Source organism: Caballeronia eucalypticola (assembly GCF_047608185.1).
Taxonomy (GTDB): Bacteria; Pseudomonadota; Gammaproteobacteria; order Burkholderiales; family Burkholderiaceae; genus Caballeronia.
This window is the reverse complement of sequence record NZ_JBLKRU010000036.1, coordinates 47,997-68,091: the sequence shown is the minus strand read 5'-3', so window position 1 is coordinate 68,091 and position 20,095 is coordinate 47,997. Positions and strand designations below refer to the sequence as shown.

At 59.4% G+C, this 20,095-nt stretch carries 16 protein-coding genes and 1 pseudogene; 10 read left to right on the top strand and 7 right to left on the bottom strand.

The features are described from left to right. Window positions 1-3: 3 nt before the first annotated feature. Window positions 4-1,020: a LacI family DNA-binding transcriptional regulator gene (locus tag ACMX25_RS30360; protein WP_414953615.1), complete on the bottom strand. Its 1,017-nt coding sequence runs from the start codon at window positions 1,018-1,020 to the stop codon at window positions 4-6. Between the two features lie 291 nt (window positions 1,021-1,311). Between ACMX25_RS30360 and ACMX25_RS30355 the strand changes: the two genes are divergently transcribed. The 6 genes from ACMX25_RS30355 (at window position 1,312) to ACMX25_RS30330 (ending at window position 9,331) form a co-directional block, all read left to right on the top strand. Then, window positions 1,312-2,454, top strand: a complete 1,143-nt coding sequence (locus ACMX25_RS30355; protein WP_414953614.1) for an ABC transporter ATP-binding protein — start codon at window positions 1,312-1,314, stop codon at window positions 2,452-2,454. A gap of 11 nt (window positions 2,455-2,465) precedes the next feature. Further along, entirely contained in the window at window positions 2,466-4,406 is a 1,941-nt protein-coding gene (locus ACMX25_RS30350; RefSeq protein WP_414953613.1) for a beta-galactosidase, read from the top strand. A 35-nt stretch (window positions 4,407-4,441) separates the two neighbouring features. Next, window positions 4,442-5,686, top strand: a complete 1,245-nt coding sequence (locus tag ACMX25_RS30345) for an ABC transporter substrate-binding protein (protein ID WP_414953612.1) — start codon at window positions 4,442-4,444, stop codon at window positions 5,684-5,686. 59 nt (window positions 5,687-5,745) lie between these two features. Continuing rightward, on the top strand, window positions 5,746-6,654 hold the full coding sequence (locus tag ACMX25_RS30340) for a carbohydrate ABC transporter permease (RefSeq protein ID WP_414953611.1): 909 nt from the start codon (window positions 5,746-5,748) through the stop codon (window positions 6,652-6,654). Window positions 6,655-6,668: 14 nt separating this feature from the next. After that, entirely contained in the window at window positions 6,669-7,520 is an 852-nt protein-coding gene (locus tag ACMX25_RS30335; RefSeq protein ID WP_414953610.1) for a carbohydrate ABC transporter permease, read from the top strand. A gap of 212 nt (window positions 7,521-7,732) precedes the next feature. Further along, complete coding sequence (locus ACMX25_RS30330; RefSeq protein WP_414953609.1) at window positions 7,733-9,331, top strand: methyl-accepting chemotaxis protein; 1,599 nt, start codon at window positions 7,733-7,735, stop codon at window positions 9,329-9,331. A 32-nt stretch (window positions 9,332-9,363) separates the two neighbouring features. Here the strand turns inward: ACMX25_RS30330 and ACMX25_RS30325 are convergent, their stop codons facing one another. Beyond that, complete coding sequence (locus tag ACMX25_RS30325; protein WP_414953608.1) at window positions 9,364-9,615, bottom strand: FAD-dependent monooxygenase; 252 nt, start codon at window positions 9,613-9,615, stop codon at window positions 9,364-9,366. 161 nt (window positions 9,616-9,776) lie between these two features. Beyond that, window positions 9,777-9,986 (bottom strand): hypothetical protein, encoded by a 210-nt coding sequence (locus tag ACMX25_RS30320; protein ID WP_414953607.1) that lies wholly within the window; start codon window positions 9,984-9,986, stop codon window positions 9,777-9,779. Window positions 9,987-10,447: 461 nt separating this feature from the next. Here ACMX25_RS30320 and ACMX25_RS30315 point away from each other — a divergent pair, with 461 nt between their 5' ends. The 3 genes from ACMX25_RS30315 (at window position 10,448) to ACMX25_RS30305 (ending at window position 12,352) form a co-directional block, all read left to right on the top strand. Then, window positions 10,448-10,693, top strand: coding sequence for a DUF4148 domain-containing protein (locus tag ACMX25_RS30315; RefSeq protein ID WP_414953606.1), 246 nt, complete (start codon window positions 10,448-10,450; stop codon window positions 10,691-10,693). Window positions 10,694-11,063: 370 nt separating this feature from the next. Beyond that, window positions 11,064-11,957 carry a patatin-like phospholipase family protein gene (locus ACMX25_RS30310; protein ID WP_414953605.1) on the top strand — a complete coding sequence of 298 codons (894 nt, stop codon included), beginning with the start codon at window positions 11,064-11,066 and terminating at the stop codon, window positions 11,955-11,957. Between the two features lie 185 nt (window positions 11,958-12,142). Further along, window positions 12,143-12,352, top strand: a complete 210-nt coding sequence (locus ACMX25_RS30305; protein ID WP_414953604.1) for a hypothetical protein — start codon at window positions 12,143-12,145, stop codon at window positions 12,350-12,352. 248 nt (window positions 12,353-12,600) lie between these two features. Here the strand turns inward: ACMX25_RS30305 and ACMX25_RS30300 are convergent, their stop codons facing one another. Then, window positions 12,601-16,113: a response regulator gene (locus ACMX25_RS30300; RefSeq protein WP_414953603.1), complete on the bottom strand. Its 3,513-nt coding sequence runs from the start codon at window positions 16,111-16,113 to the stop codon at window positions 12,601-12,603. 281 nt (window positions 16,114-16,394) lie between these two features. On the opposite strand from ACMX25_RS30300, the pseudogene ACMX25_RS30295 reads away from it, so the two are divergent. Continuing rightward, a pseudogene (locus ACMX25_RS30295) lies at window positions 16,395-17,356 on the top strand (fibronectin type III domain-containing protein); the annotation flags it as partial. Between the two features lie 101 nt (window positions 17,357-17,457). On the opposite strand, the gene ACMX25_RS30290 reads toward ACMX25_RS30295, so the two are convergent. Genes ACMX25_RS30290 through ACMX25_RS30280 form a run of 3 tightly spaced genes read right to left on the bottom strand, consistent with a single transcriptional unit; the run spans window position 17,458 to window position 20,090 of the window. After that, complete coding sequence (locus ACMX25_RS30290) at window positions 17,458-18,276, bottom strand: SDR family oxidoreductase (protein WP_414953602.1); 819 nt, start codon at window positions 18,274-18,276, stop codon at window positions 17,458-17,460. A 27-nt stretch (window positions 18,277-18,303) separates the two neighbouring features. Then, complete coding sequence (locus tag ACMX25_RS30285) at window positions 18,304-19,113, bottom strand: ATP-binding cassette domain-containing protein (RefSeq protein WP_414953601.1); 810 nt, start codon at window positions 19,111-19,113, stop codon at window positions 18,304-18,306. Beyond that, window positions 19,110-20,090: an ABC transporter permease gene (locus tag ACMX25_RS30280; protein ID WP_414953600.1), complete on the bottom strand. Its 981-nt coding sequence runs from the start codon at window positions 20,088-20,090 to the stop codon at window positions 19,110-19,112. Before ACMX25_RS30280 ends, ACMX25_RS30285 begins: the two co-directional genes overlap by 4 nt. Window positions 20,091-20,095: the final 5 nt, after the last annotated feature.

Sequence of the window (20,095 nt, the reverse complement as noted above, 5' to 3'; positions counted from 1 at the left end):
GCTTCAGCTGCGTACCCGTCCCGTCGACGCCCTTTGCACCAGCACGGGCGGGGGCGCTACGCGCATCGGCGTCTCGCAGCGTCCGCCGCTTTCAATCAACGCTTCCAGCAACTCGACGGCCATCGCAGCGGCGGCATCGGTAGGAACTGCGACCGTCGATAACCCCGGCCGCGATTCGCGTGCCAGTTGAATGTCGGTAATCCCGATCACCGACAAGTCGCCGGGAATGCGCATGCCGCGATCGGCGGCGGCGTGCATCGCGCCTAACGCCGGCAAGTCGTTGGTCGCGAAGATCGCGGTCAGGTCCTCATGCTCCGTTAGCAATTCGCACGCGGCTTCGTAGCCACCCTGGACAGCGTCGCGGGTAAAGCGTGCCTCCTGCGCCGGATGCGCAACGCCTGCAGTCTTCAGCGTGTGGCAAAAGCCGGCGTATCGCGTGGCCTGCACGCCGTCCGGCTGGCTCCCGATAATCGCACCAATCCGCGTATGCCCAAGGTCAAGCAGATGCTGTGCGGCCAGCGCCCCGGCGGCAAAAAAATCGACCGCGACGCAAGGCAATCCCGGCGATACATCCGGCCTTTCCCACATGCACAACACGACCGGCGTGCCGCGTGCACGCGTGGTGTGAAGATCGTCGAACGCGATTCGTGAGTTCATCACCAGCACGCCTTCCGACAAGGTCCCCGCGATCTGATCCAGATACGCGCGGCTGATCACCGGATCTTCGTTCGTATTACATACGATCAGAAATCGCCCATTCTTGCGCGCTGCCCGTTCTGCCGCCAACGCGAACTCCGGATAAAACGGGTTGGCGATACTGGTCACCATCAGGGCAAGCGTAGGCGCGCTTCCTTCGGCCAGCGCCCGCGCGGTCAGGTGCGGCCGATAGCCTAGCGCCTCCACCGCGTCGAGCACCCGCTGACGTGTCGCCGCCCCCACCTTGCCGCGCTTGCGCAGCACGTTGGAAACAGTCGCCGGCGTGACGCCGGCGCGTAAGGCAACCTCAGCCAAAGTAGTCATCGAGATCTCGAAACAAGGGTTAACACGGGCATAACATCGGACAACTTCGATGATTTGTCGCTAGCTTCGCGGTATCGTCCAAATAGCTCTATCGTTGTCCATATTTTGGGATGGCTTCCCGGCATTTGTATAAATCCGCCGACGCCGCTAGATTTGAAACCCAAGGCAGTTAAAAAAACACAGACGGAGACAGCCGGTTGAAGCGATCCCAAACACGGATCGTTTTTCACAGGCAGAAGGTTAAGCGCTTAACCTTTATTTGTCTCCTCGGTAAAACACGGAGACGTCGGTATGGCGAGCATCTCGTTACGATCGGTTCAAAAAGCGTACGGCGATCACGCGCTCGTGATTCGCGATGTCGATCTTGAGATCGGCGAGCACGAATTCTGCGTATTCCTCGGCCCGTCGGGATGCGGCAAATCCACGTTGCTGCGCATGATCGCGGGCCTGGAAGACATCACGGACGGCGACCTGTATATCGACGGCAAACTCGTCAACGATGTGCCTGCCGCTCAGCGCGGCGTCGCGATGGTATTCCAGAGCTACGCGCTGTTTCCGCACATGACCGTCTATCAGAACATGGCTTTCGGCCTGACGCTCGCGAAGACACCGAAGGATGTGATTGACCAGAAAGTGAGAGAGGCCGCACGCGTGCTGCAACTGGAAGCGCTGCTTGAGCGCAGGCCGAAAGAGTTGTCCGGCGGCCAGCGGCAACGTGTGGCGATTGGCCGGGCAATCGTTCGGAGTCCGAGCGTATTTCTCTTCGACGAACCGCTCTCCAATCTCGACGCAACATTGCGTGGTCAAACCCGGGTCGAGATCGCGCGCCTGCACAAGCAGTTCAATACAGCCAGCGTTGTCTACGTGACTCATGACCAGATAGAAGCCATGACGCTCGCCGACAAGATCGTCCTGCTGCACGCGGGTGCGGACACGGCGAAGTACGGCAGCATCGCGCAAGTGGGTGCGCCGCTGGAGTTGTATCACCGGCCGAAAAGCCGCTTTGTTGCGGGGTTTATTGGTTCGCCAAGAATGAACTTCCTGCCTGCGCGAGTGGTGTCAGGCAGCGCGGAAAGCGTGTTGATTGTCCTCGACGGAACGAACGAGCAAGTCGAGGTTCACGCTAACGGCGAAGCCTTGCAGCCCGATCAGGTCGTCACCCTCGGCATTCGGCCCGAGCATCTTGAACCGGCCGAAAATGACGGATCGATTCAACAAATCAGCCGCACGGTGTCGCTGGTCGAACAACTCGGTGAGCACAGCTATCTGCATCTCGATCAACCGGGCGGCGCGGTGCTTATTGCCAAAGCGCCGGGCGACAAAACCCCTCGGCAAGGCGAGAGCGTGATGTTCAACGTACCGCCCGCTTCCTGTCATCTCTTCACCGAAGACGGTTTTGCCGTCACGTCGGCTGCTGTCCAACAATTTGCGTAGGAGCGCACCATATGCGTCTTGGAGTCTGTTACTACCCGGAACACTGGCCCGAATCGATGTGGAAAGACGATGCGGCGCGCATGAAAGCGCTGGGCATCGACCGCGTCCGGATTGCGGAGTTCGCGTGGAGCCGTATCGAACCAACGCCTGGTGAATACAACTGGGGCTGGCTGGATCGCGCAATCGATGTACTCGCCGATGCAGGTCTGAAGGTCGTCATGTGCACGCCGACCGCGACGCCGCCGAAGTGGCTGATCGATCTTCATCCGGACATCCTTCCCGTTGGGGCCGATGGCCGTCCGCGTGCGTTCGGCTCGCGCCGGCATTACGATTTTTCGTCGCCTTCGTTCTTCGCGGCGTCGCAGAAAATTTGCACGGCGGTGGCTGAGCGTTACGGCAAGCACCCCGCCGTGGCGTTCTGGCAAACCGACAACGAGTTCGGTTGCCACAACACCGTAGTCAGCTATTCGCCGGCCGCGTTGCAGCGTTTTCGCGGATGGCTGAAGCAGCGATACGGCACCATCGACGCGCTCAACGCGGCGTGGGGCACGGTCTTCTGGAGCATGGAATTCCGCAGCTTCGACGAAATCGATCTGCCCGTTGCCACCGTGACGGAAGCGCACCCGAGCCATCGGCTGGACTATCGGCGTTTCGCCTCGGACGAAGTCGTGCGGTACAACCGCATGCAGACCGAGATCATTCGCGCGCATTCGCCGCAGCGTCCGGTCGCGCATAACTTCATGCAGCTATTCACCGAGTTCGATCACTACAAAGTGGCGGCCGACCTGGACATTGCGACATGGGACAGTTATCCGCTGGGCGCGCTGGAGGAGCAGTGGTTCGATCCGTCGATCAAGTCGAAGTGGCTGCGCACAGGCCATCCCGACTTCGCATCGTTTAATCACGATGTGTATCGCGGCATGTCGAAGCTGCCGTTCTGGGTGATGGAGCAGCAACCGGGGCCGGTCAACTGGGCGCACTGGAATCCCGCGCCGCTGCCGGGCATGGTGCGTCTCTGGAGTTGGGAAGCGTTCGCGCACGGAGCCGGGTGTGTATCGTATTTTCGGTGGCGGCAGGCGCCGTTCGCGCAGGAACAGATGCACGCGGGTTTGAACACGCCCGATAACCAGCTCGATATGGGCGGCGCGGAAGCGTCAGTGGTGGCGAAGGAAATCGAGCAGGTTCTGGAAGCGGACGGCGAGTCCAAAGTCTCCACCAAAGTTGCGCTTGTTTGGGATTACGAAGCAAAGTGGCTATTTGAAATTCATCCGCAAGGCGCGGATTTTCACTATCCGCGTTTTGCGTTCGAATACTACAGCGCACTGCGCAGCCTCGGACTCGACGTCGATATCATTCCGCTGGATGCACCGCTGGATGGCTACAAGATGATCGTGGTGCCACCGTTGCCGGTGGTGCCCGCGGACTTGGCCGGCAGGCTCGCCGCAAGTGGCGCGCAAGTGGTGCTCGGACCGCGCACCGGGTCGAAGACGGTCAATCTAACGATTCCCACCACGTTGCCACCGGGCGACGGCATCCAGAAACTCATGCCCATTCGCGTGTGGCGCGTTGAATCGATGCGGCCGAATGTGACCGAGAAAGTGGGCCAGCGCGGCCAAGCGCGTCACTGGCGCGACTTCATCGAGACGAGCAATGGCGTGCAGATTGAAGCGACGTTCGCAGACGGTCATCCCGCCATCGTACGTAATGGTTCCGTGCTTTATCTCGCCAGCCTCTTCGATGAAACCCTGACGCAGGATATCTTCCTGAACGTGGCGAAATCAGCCGGCATCAACGCCGCGCCGCTGCCCGAGGGCATACGGATCAGCCGGCGCGGTAGCTTGACTTACGTCTTCAACTACAACGCGACGCCATACAAGATTCCAGCAGCTGCGAGTTTCATAGTGGGGCAGGAGGAAGTAGCACCGCAGGGCGTCACGATTTACAGAGCATAGCTAGGCACACAACACTCATCGATGAGGAGACACGCATGAAAACCTTGATTCGCCATGGATTGACCGGCGTTGCACTGGCCGTTGCAATAGCTACAGCCAGCATTGCGCAGGCGGGCACCTTGACCGCGAACATCGCGTTCAAGGGGGCCAGCCAGCGCGCGGTCTGGCAACAGACTTTCGATGCCTTCAAGAAGGCGCATCCGGATATTGACGTGAAGGTGACCTTCGTCGATGAGGAAGCCTACAAGGTGCAATTGCCTGGCTGGCTCACGACTGTCGCGCCCGATATTGTCAACTGGCATAACGGCGAACGCATGGCGTATTACGCGAAGCGCGGCCTGTTCGAAGACTTGACGCCCGACTGGAACAAGAACGGCTGGAACGGCATGTACGCGTCGACGAAAGAATCATCCACGTACAACGGCAAGCAATATTCCGCGCCGACCGTGTATTACGCGTGGGGCATGTTCTACCGCAAGGACTTGTTCCAGAAGGTGGGCATTACGGCCGAGCCGAAGACATGGCCTGAATTCCTCGATGCCTGCAAGAAGCTGAAAGCAGCGGGCATTGCACCGGTCGCGGTGGCAGGGCGGGACGCATGGACACTCGCCGGCTGGTTCGATTACCTCGACCTGCGTATCAACGGCAATGCGTTTCATCAGAAGCTGATGGCGGGTGACATCGCCTATACGGACCCGCGCGTGAAGAAGGTCTATACGGCGTGGAAGGACTTGATCGATAACAAGGTGTTTATCGACAATTCGCTGTCCTACGACCTCGACGCCGTGCAGCCGTTCCTGTTCCAGGGCAAGGCGGCCATGATGCTGATGGGCACGTTCATTACGGGGGGCTTCCCGGAGAACATCAAGCCGCAGATGGGCTTCTTCCAGTTCCCGATTATCGACGCTAACGTGCCGACAGCGGAAGATGGTCCGGTGGAGTCGCTGCACATTCCGTCGAAGGCGAAGAACAAGGCGGACGCCCACACGTTCCTGGCATTCGCGGAAACGCCGGATATCAGCGCACAACTCGCGAAGGGATTGGGTTCGTTGCCGGCAAACAGCAAGGCGCCGGAACCGGATGATCCCATCTCGAAGATCGGCTTCCAGATCCTCTCGCAGACGAAGGGTGGTATCGCTCAGTTCTACGACCGCGACATGACCAAGGAGATGGCTGACGAGGGCATGAAGGGCATGCAGCAGTTCGTGTCTGACCCGACGCAGCTTGACGCGATCCTGGCGCAGCTCGAAGCGACGCGCAAGCGTATCTACAAGAAGTAGCAGTGGGACTGCGGCTCGCGATTGATGCGAGCCGCATCGGTGACCAGGGAGAGCAAGACATGTCCGAAACCCTCAGCGTTCCGGGGATTAAAACCAAGCGCCGCAGAAGGATGTCGGCCACTGCACGGCAGCAGCGGCTGGCCGCATTCCTGTTCCTCGCGCCGGCCTGCATCATGGTCGCGATCTACGTGATATGGCCGATCTTCTCCAGCCTCAGGCTCAGTTTCTACAACTGGGACGGGATGACGGAGAAGACCTTTGCCGGCTTCGATAACTACGTCGAACTGTTTCATGCGCCCACGTTTTATACCGCGCTGAAGAACAACGTCTTGTGGCTGATCCTGTTCCTGCTGGCACCGCCAATGGGCCTTGCTGTCGCGTTGTACCTGAACCAGGCAGTGCGTGGAATTCGCCTGGTGAAGTCGCTGTTCTTTGCACCGTTCGTGTTATCCGGCGTGGTGGTCGGCTTGATGTTCAGCTGGTTCTACGACCCGACTTTCGGCTTGCTGAAACTGATCCTGGGGCATGGCGTGCCCGTGCTTGGCGATCCGCACTACGTGACCTTCGGGATCATCTTTGCTGCGCTCTGGCCACAGACTGCTTACTGCATGATCCTGTACTTGACCGGACTGACATCGCTTAATTCCGAGCAGATAGAAGCTGCACGCATGGAAGGCGCGAAGGGCTGGACCATGCTGTGGCATGTCGTCTTGCCGCAGCTCCGTCCCACTACCTTCATGGCGATTGTCGTGACCATCATCGGCGCGTTGCGAAGCTTCGACCTGATCTCCGTCATGAGCGGCGGCGGTCCGTTCGAAAGCTCGACCGTGCTGGCCTATTACATGTACGACCAGGCGATCAAGTATTACCGCATCGGTTATTCCGCAGCGATCGCCGTGGTGCTGTTCGCGATCATGATGGTGTACATCGTTTATCACTTGCGCAGAATGTTGCGCACCGAGCAATAAGTCAGGAGTGCGCCATGTTTCCAATGCCCGTTGCCAAGTGGAAGCCGGTGAACCGGACGCTCTACAAGGTGTCGTTGCCGATTGCACTCTTGATCTGGTTACTGCCGTTGATCGCTGTGATGGTGACGTCCATACGTTCCTCCGATGAACTCGTCGAAGGCAATTACTGGGGCTGGCCACGGCACTTTTCGCTGATCGCCAATTATAGCGACGCGCTGACGACGTCACCCATGCTCCACTATATGTGGAACAGCGTGCTCATTACCGTGCCGTCCGTGATCGGTTCGATCGTGCTGGCTTCCATGGCCGGTTTCGCATTGGCGATCTATTCGTTCAGGGGTAACACCGCCTTGTTCGCGACGTTTGTCGCCGGGAACTTCGTCCCTATCCAGATCCTGATGATCCCGGTGCGGGACCTGTCCTTGCAGTTGGGTATCTTCAATACGGTCGGCGCGCTTATCCTGTTTCATGTCTCGTTTCAAACCGGATTTTGCGCGCTGTTCCTGCGCAATTTCATCAAGCAGTTACCGTTCGAATTGGTCGAAGCCGCACGCATTGAAGGGGCGAATGAGTGGACAGTGTTCTTTCGCATCGTCCTGCCGTTGATTCGTCCGGCGCTGGCCGCATTGGCAATCCTGGTCTTTACCTTCGTGTGGAACGACTACTTCTGGGCGTTGTGCCTCACGACAGGAGACGAGGCGGCGCCCATTACCGTGGGTGTTGCGGCGCTCACGGGTCAGTGGGTGACATCGTGGAACCTGGTCTCGGCGGGATCGATACTCGCCGCGTTGCCATCCGTCATGATGTTCTTCGCCATGCAGCGGCACTTCGTTGCCGGGCTGACATTCGGGGCAACGAAGGGCTAGGGCAATAACTTATTCGACCAGCCGATGTTCGATCTGGACAACGACATAGTCTGTCGTTGAAGGCCATTCGTGAGCCGGAAAAGCCCTATAAAACGCGCTAAATCCCGCTAATTGGGCAGCGTTGATTTATTCATCGATGACCCCTCCAGTCCTGCCTCCGTCCCGCCGATATACCTTCGATAGAAGGTACACGACGAGTCGGAGACAATTGGATGAAAACATTAAAAACGCCTGCCGTATCCCATCTTTCGGGAAATAGCAGTCTCTTTAGCCACATCAGTTTGCGTACCAGCATCACGCTTGTGTTGACGGTTTTTGCTGCGCTGTTAATTGCGGTTAGCGCGTTGGCTGGCGTCGCGCTTCAATCCAGTAATGCCGCGATTGAAAAGATGTACACGGAAGACACGCGCTCGCTTCTCCAAATCAAAAGCAGCTATGAACGCGTCATGCATGCGCGTCTTGCGCTGGGCAGCTTTGCGGCGCTTTATGGACTAGGCGATGTTCAGCCGGCGTTGCTTGAGGGCGCACATAACGACCTGCGGCAATCGGACGAGGAAGTGCGCGGGTATCTCGCGACCGCATCGGCGGACGATACCGAAACAGCGCTGCGCACCCGCTTTGTCGCTGCGCGTCAGAAGTACTTGCATGACGGTCTCGAAGCCTCATTCGATGCATTGGGTAAAAGCGATTTTTCTGCCTACAAGTCTTTGCAAGGCGCTGAAACCGAAGCGCTGGCGAATAACTTCAGCGCGCAAGTAGCTGCGCTGGAAGGCGTTCTCACCGAGCGTCAGAAAGCACGTTATACCAACGCTCAAGACCGCTTCCACATGATGCTCGCGCTACTTGCAGCGGCGGCATTCGCATCGGTCGTCATTGGGACATTTGCTCGTCACGCATTACTTAACGCTATCGTCAAGCCGGTCGCGCAAGCGATTCGCCAGTTTCAGCGGATCGCTGCGGGCGACCTGACCAATCCTGTGGATACCGGTCGTGACAACGAGATGGGCGCGTTATTACGCGCACTCGAGCAGATGCAGCAATCGCTGGTCGAGACGGTGACGACCGTGCGCGCGAGCACCGAATCGATCAACGTCGGCGCGACGGAAATTGCTAGCGGCAACAACGACCTTTCCGTTCGAACCGAGCAACAGGCGGCGTCGCTGGAAACAACGGCGAGCAGCATGGAGCAAATTACCGCGACGGCGAAAGCGAGCTTCGAGAGCGCCCGGCAAGCGAGCGAGATGGCGACACACGCATCGGAAATGGCGGTCAAGGGCGGCGCGGTTGTCGGCAACGTAGTGACGACGATGCAGGGCATTGCCGCTCATTCGAAGAAAATTTCGGAGATCACCAGCGTGATCGATGGCATCGCTTTCCAGACGAACATCCTCGCGCTCAACGCGGCAGTCGAAGCGGCACGTGCCGGTGAACAGGGCCGGGGTTTTGCGGTCGTGGCCGGTGAGGTACGGAGTCTCGCGCAGCGCAGCGCATCGGCGGCTCAGGAGATCAAGATGCTGATCCAGGACTCGAGCGCGCACATTGACGCCGGGTCGACGCTGGTGGAAAGCGCGGGGACGACCATCGGCAGTGTGGTGAGCGCGGTCGAACGGGTCTGCCAGATCGTGACGGAGATATCCGCTGCGGCAGGCGAACAAAGCAGGGGAATCGAACAGGTCAATCTGGCCGTTGCGACCATGGACCAAAGCACGCAGCAAAACGCAGCGCTCGTCGAGGAAGCCGCTGCGGCGGCACAGTCGCTGAAGAGTCAGGCGAAAACGTTAAGCGAGGCTGTCGAGGTGTTTCGGCTTTAGGCGTGCAGGTGAGCACGCTCCGGCGCTTGCATTCAACCGCGTTGTGATTCCATAGCTTGGAGCGTGTGGACCAGGTCGTCTTCGGAGAAGACGGAATCGACAGCATCGCTCGCCGCTGCCGCGGCCTCTTCCGCGCGTGCAAGCGTGGCGACTTCGTAGGCCTGGACCGCCGCTCTCCAGTCTTCTGTGTTCGCGAGACCTAAAGCGAGATCGGCGGCGTCCAGCATGGCGAGGTTCGCGCCATTGCCGCCGAAAGGAGACATCAAATGCGTTGCATCGGCCAACAGCGTGACGCCCGGCCGATCAGCAGAGTTACAGCGGGAGCGGCCAGTGCAAGCCAGGAAAATGATCGCACTGCGGTAAACGTTTCACGATGCGGCGTGACGCATGAAAGCTATACGTCAGGCCGGCCCGTTCACAGCGGCTGGCCCGACGCGACAGGAAGTCAGGCCTGTGCTCCGGCACTGTTTGCGTCGTCCGGATTGGCTTCGTCCTCTTTCTTGCCTACCAGCGACTCCAGAGCGCCGGCGCCTTCGAAGCCGGCGACGGCCGCAATCCCTTTCGTCAGAATTGAAGCGTCCGGATCGACCTTGTCCGTTGCTTCCACTGCCGCGATTGCACCCGCGACCTTACCTATCTCATCCAGCAAGCCCATATTAATCACCGTATCGTTAAAACGTGAACGCGCTTTATTTCACGCTCACGCATATCAAAGGACGTCGCGGTTGGAATCTTCCTCCGGCGACACTTCTTCCTCTTTCACTTTCGTTGACGAATACGTCCATTTGGAGTGCACGACAACGAGAGGCACGTCTTACGTTGATGACGGGCGTCTAACCGCCATCGTCAATGACAATATCACCGCGTGAGCTGCGAGACTGTAAATTCTTGTTATGGGCTTTCTTTATTAGCGCTCAGATCAGCTTGTCGGCATAAGCCTGTGCGCGGCGCTTCCAGGCGCGTGCGTATCACCGTCCACACATCTTTCCGGCACCCTGTAACCGTTGTGCGTGATTGTGCGAAATACCTTATGAAGCGCCTGTACTTATGCGCCCCTGGACCGGCAGGTACGTCGGCAGGTCAACGGTCGATAAATGACCTTTCTGGAGAGTAACGGTGAAACTGAACAAGTTAATGATGATCATGACTGTGGCAGCACTTGGCGTATCGACGCTGGCGAGCGCGCAATCCGTACAGCCTGTGGATGGGAACGCAACGGCGGCCACATCGAATCAAGTTCCGAAAACACGCGCGCAAGTGCGTGCGGAATTAGCCCAGGCTCGCATGGACGGCACCATCTCGCGTTTCGGAAACCCCGATCCCTATGGGCCGGGCGGCACGCCGAATTTCACCCGGCATTAAACAACTGCGGAGGATACGAGGATCGGCTCGGCAGCGTGAATGAGATTGTTTCCAATTGGATCGATTCAAGTTCATTGTGTAGTGATCCTCATATTTTTACCTTAAACATGAAACTGGATATTTGATGAAATCGATTCGATGAAACACGATCACGAAATGATGCAGATGCAGAACCAGCTACTGGATCTGTTCAAGGGCCACTAGCCCTGTCCGGAGATGATTTACCCGGGCCGTTTCGGGCGCAATATGTTGGTGTCCCGGCACGAGGCAGCTTCGGTAATCTCAATGCCGCAGCGGCGCAGACCGGCCGGGTTTCGCGCCGGTGTTTCATGCGCATTGCATCCGTCATTGCCTTGAAGGAGCGGCAGACATGTCCCTTGATCGTCCCCCTCTCGTTTCAGAGGGATTGACTGCCTTCGTATTCGCGGGTGGCGGCAGCCTCGGTGCGATCGAGGTCGGCATGTTGCGCGAGTTGCTCGACCGGGGCGTGCGTCCGGATTGCGTGATCGGAGCATCGGCGGGCGCTATCAACGCGGCGTATTTTGCCGGCCGGCCTGACGCCGAGGGTGTGGCCAAGCTCGAATCGCTGTGGTGCCGCATCAGGCGGCGGGACATCATGCCGCTCAGCATGTTTGGACTGTTCGAGATGATGCTGCGTCGACGTTCCAACCTCGTCGAGGCGAAGGCGCTGCGCATCCTGCTGGAAGCCAACTTATCCTATGAGCGACTGGAGCAAGCGACCCTACCGCTGCACGTTGTCGCGACCAACATGCTGAGCGGCAACGAAGTCGTTCTCTCGTCCGGCCCGGTGGTGGATGCCGTCCTTGCAAGCGCCGCGATTCCCGGCGTGTTCCCGCCGGTGCGCATTGACGGCGTCGACCTGGTCGACGGCGGCGTGGCCAACAATACGCCGATCTCGGTGGCCGTCGGGCTCGGCGCGACGCGCATCATCGTGCTGCCGGCCGGCTTTGCCTGTGCATTGCACAAGCCGCCGGCCAACGCCATCGCGCAGGCCCTTCACGCGTTGACGCTAATCATCGCGCGGCAGCTTGTGCATGATCTGGCGTTCTATTCATCGCGCGCGGAGATCTTTGTCGTACCGCCCTTGTGTCCGCTCGATGTATCGCCTTACGACTACACGCAGTGCGATCGACTGATCGAGCGTGCGGCCGGGCAAACGCGTGCGTGGCTAAGCGGCGGCGGCCTCGAACACTCGTTCATTCCGGCTCAACTGCACGAGCACGCGCATGCCGAGGTGGTTTAGCGAAGAGGGTGCGGCAGTAATAAATAGGCGGCCGCACTGCATCCGAACGTAACCGTCTTACGTATCTCGTCTAATGTCACTTGGCGTTCCAGACGTTTGAATTAAACACTGACTTCTTGAGAGACCCGCATTGCGAGTGCGGATACGCCGTGCTGTGCCAAGTTTTGCCTGGTAGGGAGTAAGCGATGCGCAACGACCTCACTGAGTTCGAGCTTAACTGGCTTCTTGAACTAGCAATCAATGGCGATGCTGCGGTGCCTACCGCCCTTTTGAAGCGCCTTCGGGAGCTGGGGTATGCGGAACAGGTGTTTTCCCAGACCCAGGCTTCGGATCTTGGCCGTGAACGATTGCTGGCGAGGGCGCGAAACATTCTCTCCCCGCGTGCGAAAGCGTGACAACTCGCTTTTGCGGAATGAGGCGTGGCTGCACTAGGGGGGACCTGCCAAGGCAAGATAATCCTGAAGTCGCATCGGCTGGGCGATCGTCTGTGTCGAAAGCAGCACGGTAAGGGAACATCGCTCCGGATAGTGAAGCGATATACGTCGTGCTCGCGACCGCGGATGCAACTTCTGAGGCGCCAACCCGCAGAGCGTACCCAGAAATGTGTTCCCAGCGGCCCGGGCGCGGTTCACAAAAGCACCTCTCAGCCACGCATCCGTTCGAGACTCGGCAGCCACACGCGCAGTAGCGAATAGAGCCGGTCAAGATCAATCGGCTTGGCGAGATAGTCCGTCATGCCCGCCAGGCGCGTCTGCTCCTGATCGTCCTTCATCGCTTTCGCTGTGATCGCGATGATGGGCAGGCTGGCGAAGCGAGGGTCGGTACGAATCCGCCGCGTGGCCTCGAGCCCATCCATGCCGGGCATCATCACGTCCATCAGCACAAGGTCGATGTCCTGCGATTCGTTCAACTGGGTGATCGCTTCGAACCCGTTGCGTGCGATCTCCACCGTCATGCCCTTATGCTCGAGCGCGCTGCTCAACGAGAAGATGTTGCGGATATCGTCGTCGACCAAAAGAATGCGCCGCCCCTCGAAGGCACGATCCCGGCTACGTACTGCCTTCAACATGGTTTGCCGTTCGTACGACAGGTCTGCCTCGACCTTGTGCAGGAACAGGGTGACTTCATCCAGCAACCGCTCCGGCGAGCGCGCACCCTTGATGATGATCGAGCGGGAATATTTCAGCAGCTCGGCTTCTTCAGCGTGCGTCAGGTTGCGTCCGGTATAAACGATCACCGGCGGGAAAGAGCACACGCTTTCGCTCGACATCTTTCGCAGCAACTCGCCACCCTGCATGTCGGGCAGCTTCAGGTCGATGATCATGCAGTCGAAAATAGTCGTGCGCAGCAGCGCCAGCGCCTCTTCACCAAGCTCGACAGCGGTGATGTCTATGTCGCCGTCTGCAATGAGTTGCACGATGCTTTCGCGCTGGCGTGCATCGTCTTCCACCAGCAGCACGCGCTTGACCTTCTGCGTGAACTTTTCCTCCAGCTTGTGGAAGATGTCCTTCAATTGCTCGCGCGTGGTCGGCTTGATTGCGTAGCCGATTGCGCCGAGATGCAGCGCGGCCTCGCTGCTATCGACAGCCGACACGACATGCACTGGAATATGGCGCGTGAGCGGACCGTCTTTTAACTGCTGCAGAAGCGCGAGGCCTGAACGATCCGGCAAGCCGATGTCGAGAAGAATGGCATCGGGCAAATACTGTGCAGCGAGTTGCAGTGCTTCGACGGCAGTTTGCGCGACCAGGCAGCCATACTGCATTTCGTGGGCAAGGTCGAACAGAATTCCCGCGAAAGACACGTCGTCTTCAATCACCAGCACCGACCGGCGACCGGGTGCCCAGCTCGCGCGATCATCGTCGTAAGCGGGCACGTCTGGCTTGCGTGCAACTGGCGGCGAAGGCGGCGCCGGTACAGCTGGAACGGGAACCGGGACGGGAGCGGGAGCGGGAGCGGGAGCGGGAGCGGGAGAGGGCAACGCATGGTCACTTGCAAGAGGCACGCTTGCGCCTGTCCAATGCGTGGGTAGCGTCAGATCGAATGTGCTTCCTGCGCCGAGCGCGCTATTGACGCGGATCGAGCCGCCAAGCAGCGCTGCCAGATCGCGCGAGATGGACAGGCCCAGGCCCGTACCGCCATAGCGCCGGCTAGTGGTTCCATCGGCTTGACGGAACGCTTCGAAAATCGTCTGCTGATGCTCCGGCGCAATGCCGATACCCGAGTCCGTCACGGCGAAGCGTACCCGGCTGTCGCTGTCCAGACTCAAGGCGAGCCCGATGGTCCCTGTGTCGGTGAACTTCAACGCATTCGACAGCAGGTTCTTGAGAATCTGTTCCAGCCGGCGCGAGTCGGTGAATATCGATGGCGGCATATCCGCCGCTACGTCGACCACGAATTTCAATTGCTTCTGGGTTGCAAGCGGCTCGAAGGTCCGCTTCAACGATTCAACCAGGCGGCGTATCGATACATCTTCCGGCGCAAGTTCCAGCTTGCCTGCCTCGACCTTGGAGATATCGAGGATGTCGTTGATCAGGTTGAGCAGATCATTGCCGGCTGAATAGATCGTATTGGCGAACTTCACCTGTTCGGCGCTTAAATTTCCGCCCTGGTTTTCGGACAGCAGTTTGGCGAGAATCAGCGAACTGTTGAGCGGCGTGCGCAACTCGTGCGACATGTTTGCCAGGAATTCTGACTTGTACTGGCTGGCGCGCTGCAGGTCGTTGGCGCGCTGTTCCAGTTCTGCTTGAGTATGGCTGAGTTCCTCGTTCTTTTGATCGAGTGAGAGGGCCTGGAACGTAAGCTGTTCGTTAATCGATTCGAGCTCCGCTTTCTGATTGCCAAGATTGGCTTGCGACTCTTCGAGCGCAGCGGTCTGCTCTTCGAGTTCCTCGTTCGTGGTGCGCAATTCTTCCTGCTGAAGCTGCATTTCCTCATTGAGGCGTTGCGTTTCCTCGAGCGTGTCCTGCAGCCGTTCGCGATACAACGCCGCTTCAATCGACGCCCCCATGTTCCCCGCTATCAACTTCAGGAACTCGATGTCGCGCGCCGATAGCGGCTTCATGAACCCGAGTTCCACGACGCCATTGACCAACCCGCCGTTCTGGATCGGCGCCATGACCACGCTCTTTGGTGCGCTGGTTCCGAGTCCCGATGTGACCTTGAGATAGTTGTCCGGGATGTTGTCGACTTCGATCAGCCGGCCGTCAGCGGCAGCCTGGCCGACCAGCGTCTGCGTGCCTTCGAAGGCTTGCGTGCGCTCTTCGTTTTCTCGGCTGAAACCGTAGGCGGCGGTCCGCCGTAACATGCCGGTTTCATCGCGGACATACAGTGCCGCCACCATCACGTCGAGGTACCCGGCGAGAAACTCGAGCATTGCACGGCTGAGTTGTGGCAGCGCTTGTTGTCCGGCAGCGCTTTCCGCCAGCAGACTCTGGCCGGTGCGCAGCCACGCTTGCTGTTGCAGGGTTTCAGTGTGTTCAGTCTGCGCCCGCAACGCACGGTCGTAGGTGGTCGACAGATTCGTCAACTCGCGCCGGCCGAGCACGGCGAGCAGTAAGCTGAGCGAAAGGCTGATGCCGAGGAAGACCGCAACCGCTGTGATGGTGACGCGCCTGACCGTTGCCGTCCGTTCCCAGCGCAGGTTCAACTCGACATCCATGAAGGCGCCAAACTCACGGCGCATGTCGTCGAACTCGAGCTTTCCCTTGCCGGTGCGCATGACGCCCTGGTAATCCTGGTTCGCACGACGCAGGGTAATGAGCTGTTCGGCAATCCCGGTCCACTGCGCTTCCAGCGCGCCGATACGTTTCAGACGTTCGATTTGCGGCGGGTTGTCGCTGACAAGTTCGGTCAGCGTGGCCAGCTTCGCGGCGAAGCTGGCTTGCCCGAGTTCGTAGGGCGCGAGATAGGTATCGTCGCCGGTGATCAGGTAGCCGCGCATGCCTGACTCGCGATCGACGGCGATCTTGATCAGGTCGTTGCTGTCCGCGACCACGCGCTCGGAATGGTCCAGCCAGTCCATGGCGGAAAGCAGATAAAACAGCAGGGCCACGAAGACCGCGGCGGTGGTCAAGCCAGCCCCTATCGGCAACGCGATGTTGCGGCGAATTATGCGGCGAAAGCCAAGCTGGTCGACGGCAGTATGCTCGGGCATTTTTATCCCTGTTATTTAATGCGCAAAAAGCGCGGTTCGGCCGAATGATCAGCGCGAAAGGGATTTCCCCGCACCATGTCTGGCGACGCGCGCCCGGCGGAAAAGCCGCGCGAATCAATGGCGGGATAATACAGATTTCGCGCCGAAAACCAATTACCGCAACCATGTCATGGCGCGGTAAACACATCTGGCAATACTGAAGTTCTTCGAGCCGGTTTGCTTGTGGCGCTGCCGTGGGTGCCTTGCGCCGGCTTATCGTCTTAAGGACTGGAACACCAGACATGTCGAACAAGAACATTGACGATCTTCCGATAGCCGAGCAGGGTGCAACTGTTTCGCGGCGGGGTTTTCTCACGCTTGCCGGTGCTTCCGGACTGGCGACGGCTGCGGGCGGTTTGGCTTCAGCTAGCCGGGCCGCCGCGGTGAGCCCGGACGGCACGCCTGAGCAGATCCATCTGACCTGGGGCAAGGAGCCGTGGGCCGAGGTGGTGATCTCGTGGGCCTCGCTCGCGCCGGCTGTCAATCCGCGAGTGCGCTTCGGCCGTGCCGGCGAGACGAGGACAACGGTGCATGGCGTTCAGCGCACTTATACCAATGGACTCAACGGCGAGATCGTCTGCACCTGTCACGCGCGTCTTCATGGACTGAAACCCGCGGTGCGCTACGAGTACGAAGTCACCGCCGATAACGACAGCAACGCCGGCCGTCCCTTCACGGCAAGTTTCCGGACCGCCCCGCACGGCCGGGCCCCGTTTCGATGGACCAGTTATGGCGACCTTGCCACGCCGAATACCGGCTGGGTGCTTTCGTCGCCGCAGAGCCGTTTTGCGGTGCAGGCAGTGGAGCGTTTCGAGCCGCTGTTTCACTTGCTTAACGGCGATCTTTGTTATGCCAACCTGAACCCGGCGCATCAGCCTGAGGTCTGGCGCGACTTCGGCAACAATGCGCAGACCTCGGCGGCCAATCGTCCCTGGATGCCGTGTCCGGGCAATCATGAGCTGGAATTCAACAATGGCGAGCAGGGACTTGACTCGTATCTGGCGCGTTATACGTTGCCGGAGAATGGCAGCCGTTTTCCCGGCCGCGCCGGGCGGCTGAGGATAAGGATATCGACTGGATCGTGGTCCAGATGCATCAGGACGCGCTGACTTCATCGAAGACGGGCAATGGCTCCGACAAGGGTATCCGGGAGGCGTGGCTGCCCTTGTTCGACCGCTATGGCGTCGATCTCGTCGCGGGCGGGGTGATTTCGCTCGAGATGCGGCATGAGCCCGCCGCGTCGCTACTGACGAACAAGGTACGCCCGCTTGATCTTATGCGCCAAACCCAAACCCAAACCTGAACCTAAAGCGCTGCCACCGGATGCGGTGTATCGTCGAACGCACCCCATATCGATTGATCGTAATTCACCATTGACCCTGTCATCAGGCCCGATTCCTCACTCGCCAGAAACGCCACCGCACGCGCCGCTTCTTCCGGATTGATTAGTCTTCCGAACGGTTGCGAAGCGCTCGCCTGCATCAGCCAGTCGTCAGCCGCCCCATGGTATTCCCGCTGAATCCGGTCTTCGCCATCGGACGCCATCCAGCCGAGGTTCAAACCATTCACCCGAATGCGGTTACGCAACAGCGCGTATGCCGTGTTCTGCGTGAGCGTGGCCAGCGCGCCTTTCGATGCGCAATACGCCACGATGAACGGTTGCCCCGCCATCGCCGACATCGAGCAGATGTTGACGATCGACCCTTCAATGCGCTCGCGCCGCATGACACGAATGGCTTCCTGCATCAGGAAGAACGGCGCCCGCACGTTCGTCGAAAAGATGCTGTCGAAGAGCGCGGGATCGGTATCGAGGATCGTGCCGCGATCGGTCATGGCCGCGGCATTGACCAGCGCATCAATACGGCCGAACCGCGCGTCGGCCGCCGCGATCACCGCCCGGCAATCGTCGACTTGCGAGAGATCCGCCTGCACGTAGCGCACATCCGTGCCGCTGGCCTCGCTCAACTCCCGCGCCTTCGCTTCGCCCTTCTCCTTCGAACGTCCGCAGATAACGACGCCTCGCGCCCCGCGCTCAACGAACAGCGCCGCGATCGCTGCCCCAAGCCCCTGTGTACCACCGGTGACCACGGCCACCTTGCCGTTGAACTGTCCCTTCGATTCCATTGATTTATCTCTCCGCCATAGTGTCGATCAAAGCATCTCCGTCACTTCTTCAATAGACGTCTGCGCGACCGGTTTATCGAGTACGACTTCGCCGCGCGCCATCGCGACAATCCGGTCGCATGAGTGAAACACGTGCTGCAGGTTGTGACTGATGAACACGCCGGTGATGCCCTGCGCCGATAAGCCCCGCACGAACCCGATCACCTTGTCCGTCTCCTTCACCGATAAATGGTTCGTCGGTTCATCGAGGATCAGCACCTTCGACTTGAAGTGCATCGCGCGCGCAATCGCCACGCCCTGGCGCTGGCCGCCCGACAGTTCACCCAGCAACGCTTCGGCGGACCGCAGATGCAGGTCGACATCTGCGATGGCCTTGACGGCGTCGGTACGCATGCGCGAATGGTCCATGGGACCAATGCCGAACAGCGAAAACAACAGTGGTTCGCGGCCGATAAACAGGTTGCGCGCAATCGACAGATTCGGCACGAGTGAGTTGTGCTGATGAATCGTTTCGATACCTAACTGCATGGCCGCTTTCGGCGTGGGGATGCGCACAGGCCGGCCCTGAAACAGGATCTCGCCTTCGTCCGGCTTATGCACGCCCGAGAGAATCTTGATGAGCGTCGACTTGCCCGCGCCGTTGTCGCCGAGCAGGCCCACGACTTCGCCGCGTTTGAATTCCAGGCTCACGCCTTTGAGCGCATGCACGCCGGAGTACCACTTATGCAAGTTGCGCACGGCCATCAGCGAGGTCGACGTGCTGAGCGCGTCGGCGGCGGTGTCGTCTTCACGCGAACGCAGACCGGTAGGGTGAGTAGCGGAGGAGAGTGTGTTCATAGCGCCACCTTCAGACGTCGTGCCGTGCGACGCATCCATGCGTTGGCGACGACCGCGAAAATAGTCAGGCTGCCGACCGCGAACTTGAACCAGTTGGCATCGACCTGCGTCAGCACCAGGCCGTTGTCGATCACGCGAATGAGCAGGGCACCCACCACGGCACCCAGCACATTGCCGATCCCGCCAGACAGCGCAGTGCCGCCGATCACGGCAGCGGCCACCGCTTGCAGCTCAAGGCCGTCGCCTATTGACGGAAGCGCTGCGCCGAGCCGCAGCACCTGGATCAAGCCGGCAAAACCCGCGAGCACCGAACACAGCACGAAGGAGAACAGCTTCACGCGCCGCGCCGGCACACCGCTCGATATGGATGCTTCGAGGAAGCCGCCGGTCGCTTTCATCCAGTTGCCGAGATTGGTCGCGGACAACAGGAACGCAGCCGCCGCGCCGATAGCGATAAACCAGAGAAACGACGCGCGAAACAACCCCTCCGGTCCGATAAAACTCACGAACAGTTGCGCAGGCATTCGTTCGATCGGCAGGTTCGGCGGGAAGCCACCGGATAGCACGACGGTCAGCGATCGCACGATGAACAACATGCCGAGCGTGGTGATGAAACTCGGTATGTTGAAGACCAGTGTGATCAATCCGTTCGCGAGTCCCACGCACGCCGCGACCACCAGCCCGATGAAAAACGCCGGCCAGAACGGTACGCCTGCGTTCATGAGCAACGTGATCACCATGGGCGTGAGCGCAAACACCGACCCCACCGATAAATCGAATTCACCGCAGATCATCAGCAGCGTCACGCCAATCGCAACCAGCCCGACTTCAGGCAACACGCCAAGCACGCCACGGATATTTTCGGCGCTGAGAAATATCATCTGCGAGCGCACCTGGAACAAACCGATCAGCACGGCGAGCAATACAATGCCCGCCAGCTCCGGTTTTTGCAGGTAGATCTTGAGGAGTTTTTTCATGGCAA